This is a genomic window from Micromonospora sp. MH99 (genome assembly GCF_021442385.1).
Lineage (GTDB): Bacteria > Actinomycetota > Actinomycetes > Mycobacteriales > Micromonosporaceae > Micromonospora.
This window is the reverse complement of record NZ_MUZA01000137.1, coordinates 1-4,806: the sequence shown is the minus strand read 5'-3', so window position 1 is coordinate 4,806 and position 4,806 is coordinate 1. Positions and strand designations below refer to the sequence as shown.

The following is a 4,806-nucleotide window of genomic DNA, read 5'->3' as shown; positions in this document are numbered from 1 at the left end:
GCCGCCACGGGCGAGCGGGCCGGACGGGACCTGCGCGACGTGCGGCTGCTGGTGGGCTCCGGTGGGGTGCTGCGACACGCGCCCGCCCCCGCGTCGGGGCAGGTCCTGGCGGCGGTCCTGGCCGATCACGCGGGCGGGTGGGCGCTGCCGCGGGCCGCCCGCGCGGTCGTCGACGTCGACTACGTGCTGGCCGCCGGCGGGTTGCTCGCCGAGGAACACCGCGCGGCAGCGGGGGCGCTGCTGCGCCACCACCTGGGCACGCAGTGAGACACGCCGACCCGACACGCCGTGGCGCAACACACGACAGGCCGGGGGTGGGTTGACAGGAGGCGGGGTGCAGCACGTACCGTCTTTGAGTCCTACCACGGGAAGCGGCTGTTGTTCGCTTCGTCCCTTCGTCCGCTGGCCGAGCGACATTTTTCAGCGTCATCGTCGCGGCGGCCAGGTCCAGCGGGCGGGGGTCGGCGGGGCGGCGCGAACCGGTCGCGGTTACCGGTGTACGGGCAGGGTGAGGTGCACGGCCAGTAGACAACGGCCCGGCGGGGGCAGCCAGTCAACCGCCTGGTCGGTCCGAAGGTCGGCGTGCCCCATCCTCGCCGCACCGGCCGGGGAGGGCCTGGGAGCATCGGGGCGCGGCGAAAGCCGCGCCCCGATTTCATCCCCCCACCCCCGCACCCCACCCCATCCCGGCGCCGATCTTGCAGTTGCTGTCGTCGTTGTGGGCGGGAATGCCCCTTGTGTCGGGGCCGAAAGTGCACGATCGCGGAGCGGGGCCCTAGGTGCGGGGCGATGCGGTCGGCGGGGACTGTGGCCGGGTAGCCTTCGCCGGGTGATCGAGGTGAAGCAGCGGTGACGACCCTGGACCGCGACGAGAGCCACGCCCCCACGGTGATCAGCGCGTCGGTCGCCGTGCGTCGGCCGCTGCCGCTGCGTGTCGCCGCGCCGATGGCGGTCGCCGCCGGGCTGGCCCTGCTGCTGGCCTTCCCGCCGTACGGGGTGTGGCCCCTCGCGCCGGTCGGCGTGGCGCTGCTGGCCGCCGCCGCGCACCGGCGGCGGTTGCGCGCCGGGGCCGGCGTGGGCTTCCTCACCGGGGTGGCGCTGTTCGCGCCGCTGCTGGCCTGGACGAACCTGCACACCGGCTACCTGCCGTGGGTGCTGCTGTCGCTGCTGCAGGCCGGCTATCTGGCGCTGCTCGGCGTCGCCACCGCGTGGGTGTCACCGCTGGCCGACCGTGGCCGCTGGGCGTGGCCGGCGGTGACCGGGCTGCTGTGGGTGGGGCAGGAGGCGCTGCGCGACCGTACGCCGTTCGGCGGGTTCCCGTGGGGGCGTCTCGCGTTCACCCAGGACGACTCGCCGCTGCTGCGCCTGGCCGCCCTCGGCGGAGCGCCGTTGGTCACCTTCGCCGTGGCGGTCGTCGGCGGGCTGCTGGTCACCGCCGGCTGGCGCACCTGGACCACCCTGCGCCCCACCAGCCCCACCGACACCGACCCCACCGGCGTCCCCGGCGACACCGACCCCACTGGCACCCCCGGCGACACCGACACCACCAGCGGCCCCGGCCACAGCGAACCGGCCACCCGGCCCGGCGGCGCGCGGCGGTGGACGCCGGTGGCCGTTCCGGCCGTCGCCGCCCTCGCGCTGGCCGGGGCGGGTCTGCTGGTGCCACTGGCCGCCACCGGGTCGGGCGCGCCCGTCACCGTCGCGATCGTGCAGGGCAACGTGCCGCGCCTCGGTCTGGACTTCAACGCCCAACGCCAGGCGGTGCTCAACAACCACGTCGACGCCACCCTGGAGCTGGCCACGCGGGTCGCCTCCGGCGCGCAGCGGCAACCCGACCTGGTGGTGTGGCCGGAGAACTCCAGCGACATCGACCCGCTGCGCAACCCCACCGCCGGGGCCCGCATCTCCCAGGCCGCCGACGCGATCCGCGCGCCCATCCTGGTCGGCGCGGTGCTGCTCGGCCCGGGCCCGGGGCAGGTCCGCAACGCGGGCATCCTGTGGCGGCCCGACACCGGCGCGGACATGTCCCAGCTCTACACCAAGCGCCACCCGGTGCCGTTCGCCGAGTACGTGCCGCTGCGCGAGATCGCCCGCCAGGTCAGCGACAAGGTGGACCTGATCCGCAACGACTTCGTACCGGGCAGCACCCCGGGCGTGGTACGCGCCGGCCCGGCCGTGCTCGGCGACGTCATCTGCTTCGAGGTCGCCTACGACGAGGTGGTCCGCGACACCGTCACCGGCGGCGCGCAGCTGCTGGTGGTGCAGACCAACAACGCCACCTTCGACGAGGCCGAAGCCCGCCAGCAGCTGGCCATGGTGCGACTGCGGGCGGTGGAGCACGGCAGGCCGGCGTTGATGGCCTCCACGGTCGGGGTGTCCGGGTTCGTCGCCCCCGATGGGCGGGTAAGCGACGCCACCGGGTTCAACACCCGGGAGGTCGTGGTGCGGCAGCTACGGCTCGACAGCGGGCGTACCCTCGCCACCCGCCTCGGCTGGTGGCCGGAGCTGGCCCTCGCCGGGCTGGCCGTGGCCGCCCTGGCCGGCGCGGGCGTGCTGCGCCGACGGCAGCGGGTCGTGCCCGGATAGCAACAGCCGGTACGCCGGCGGGAGCGGAGGAACCGTGATCCAGGCGACCGATACGATCCGGCGTCCGGACGAGGTGCCCGGCGTGGGCCGGGTGCTTGTGGTGATCCCCACCTACAACGAGGCCGACAACATCGCGGCGATCGTGGGGCGGGTCCGCCGGGCCGCCCCCGCCGTGCAGATCCTCATCGCCGACGACAACAGCCCCGACGGCACCGGCGCGATCGCCGACGCGATCGCCGACGGCGACCCGCACGTGCAGGTGCTGCACCGCGAGGGCAAGCAGGGCCTGGGCGCGGCGTACCTGGCCGGGTTCGGGTGGGCGCGCGAGCGCGGCTACCACGCGGTGGTGGAGATGGACGCCGACGGCTCACACGCCCCGGAGGACCTGCCGGCGCTGCTGGACGCCGCCCGCGACGCCGACGTGGTGATCGGGTCGCGGTGGACCAGCGGCGCGCAGGTGGTGAACTGGCCGCTGCGGCGGCTGCTGCTGTCGCGCTGCGGCAACCTGTACGCGCGCCTCGCGCTGGGCATGCCCGTCTCGGACGCCACCGGCGGCTACCGGGTGTACCGGATCAGTGCCCTGGACGCCATCGACCTGGAGTCCGTGTGCTCGCAGGGCTACTCGTTCCAGGTGGAGCTGTCGCGGCTCGCCCACCGGGCCGGGGTGCGGATCGTGGAGGTGCCGATCACGTTCGCCGAGCGGGAACGCGGCGACAGCAAGATGAGCCCGCGCATCGTCGCCGAGGCGCTGTGGCGGATCACCCGCTGGGGTGTGCAGGACCGGCGCCAGGCCGTACGCCGGGGTCTGCACGGCACCCCCACGGGTCAGGTGCGGTGGCCGTGAGCGCGGCCGTGTCATGCTGGATGTGCGGTACGTGTCGGTGTGCCGCGGGATGGCGATGAGGTGAGATGCGCCGAGGACTGAGGTTCGTGCCGGTCGCCCTGCTGCTGGCGGTGGTGCTGGAGTTGACGGTGTTCGTCCTGGTGGGGCGGGCGGTGGGGTTCGGCGCGGCGGTGCTGCTGGTGTTCGCCGCGTCGCTGCTGGGGCTGGTGCTGCTGCGCCGCGAGGGGATGCGCGCCTGGCGTGGGTTCCGCACCGCCGCGCAGGCCGGGCAGCCACCGGGACGGCAGGTGACCGACGGGCTCGTCGGGTTGGCCGGCGCGCTGCTGCTGGCGGCGCCCGGTCTGGTCAGCGGTCTGGTCGGGTTGTTGCTGATGGTGCCGCCGGTGCGTCGCCTGGCCCGCGCCGGGGTGCAACGCACCGCCGAGCGGCGGGTGTCGTCGATGGTCGCCGGTGACCTGTTCGGGCCGCGTACGGTGCGGGTGCGCCAGGGTGCGCCGCAGCCGACACCGCGTCCGGAGCCGGAGCGGCCGGTGGTCGTCGACGGCGGCCGGGCCATCGAGGGTGAGATCGTCGAGCCGGGCCGCAACTGAAACGTACGCACACACGACGACGCCCCCGGGAGAACCCGGGGGCGTCGTGTCGTGCGGGTGCGGCTCAGGCGCGGCCGCGGCGGGTCCGAACCTCCTGGAGGCGTTCGGCGGGGATGTCCTCGAGCTCGGCGATCGAGCGCCGCTCCAGCAGCATGTCCCAGTGGGTACGCGGCGGCTTGGCCTTCTTCTGCTCCGGCTCGCTGCCGTCGACGAGTCGGGCGACGCTGCCGTCGAACTTGCATTCCCAGGTCGTCGGGACCTCGGCGTCGACGGCGAACGGCACCTCGAACTGGTGGCCCTTGGCACAGAGGTACTCGCGGGTCTGACGCGGCGCGAGCTCCGTGTTGCGGTCGGATTCGTAGCTGACCGCGCCCAGGCGGCTTCCGCGCAGCATACGCTCGCCCATGATCGACTTCCCCTCGTTCGTGGTGCTGGTCTTCTGGGTGTAACGGTGTCTTCCCGTCGCCCCATTCCCGCCCGAGGGCGTGAGGCGTCCACGGGTGAGCCGGACCCAAGGGTAGCCGGCCGAGGCGGTGACGCCACGGCGGCGGCCTGTCGGGACCGCCACCGGGGATGTTAACCGCCCGGACGCGGTCAAGGTTGCGCCGGCGGGGCACCCGGGTCGGAAGCGCCCGCGCCGCCGGGGGCGGCGGCGCCCAGCCGGCCCAACGCCAATGCCAGGTCGCTGACCTGGTCGCCGAGCTGCGCCACCCGCCGCTGCGCCACGTCACGGTCGGCCTCGGCGGTGGCCGCGGTCTGCCGCGCGGCGGTCAGGTCGGCGGCGAG

At 74.7% G+C, this 4,806-nt stretch carries 5 protein-coding genes and 1 pseudogene; 4 read left to right on the top strand and 2 right to left on the bottom strand.

Annotation, left to right across the window (positions count from 1 at the left end; genetic code table 11):
- From B0E54_RS32045 to B0E54_RS32030, 4 genes are all read left to right on the top strand, one after another.
- On the top strand, positions 1-267 hold a 267-nt coding region (locus tag B0E54_RS32045; protein WP_234591584.1), incomplete at its 5' end, for a glutamate mutase L.
- Positions 268-945: 678 nt separating this feature from the next.
- Entirely contained in the window at positions 946-2,586 is a 1,641-nt protein-coding gene (lnt, locus tag B0E54_RS32040) for an apolipoprotein N-acyltransferase (protein ID WP_234591586.1), read from the top strand.
- Positions 2,587-2,620: 34 nt separating this feature from the next.
- Complete coding sequence (locus B0E54_RS32035) at positions 2,621-3,430, top strand: polyprenol monophosphomannose synthase (protein ID WP_234591583.1); 810 nt, start codon at positions 2,621-2,623, stop codon at positions 3,428-3,430.
- Positions 3,431-3,495: 65 nt separating this feature from the next.
- Positions 3,496-4,020, top strand: a complete 525-nt coding sequence (locus tag B0E54_RS32030; RefSeq protein ID WP_234591582.1) for an FxsA family protein — start codon at positions 3,496-3,498, stop codon at positions 4,018-4,020.
- Positions 4,021-4,084: 64 nt separating this feature from the next.
- On the opposite strand, the gene B0E54_RS32025 is transcribed toward B0E54_RS32030, so the two are convergent.
- Positions 4,085-4,426: an RNA polymerase-binding protein RbpA gene (locus B0E54_RS32025; protein ID WP_234591581.1), complete on the bottom strand. Its 342-nt coding sequence runs from the start codon at positions 4,424-4,426 to the stop codon at positions 4,085-4,087.
- A gap of 188 nt (positions 4,427-4,614) precedes the next feature.
- Positions 4,615-4,806: pseudogene (locus B0E54_RS32020) on the bottom strand (hypothetical protein); the annotation flags it as partial.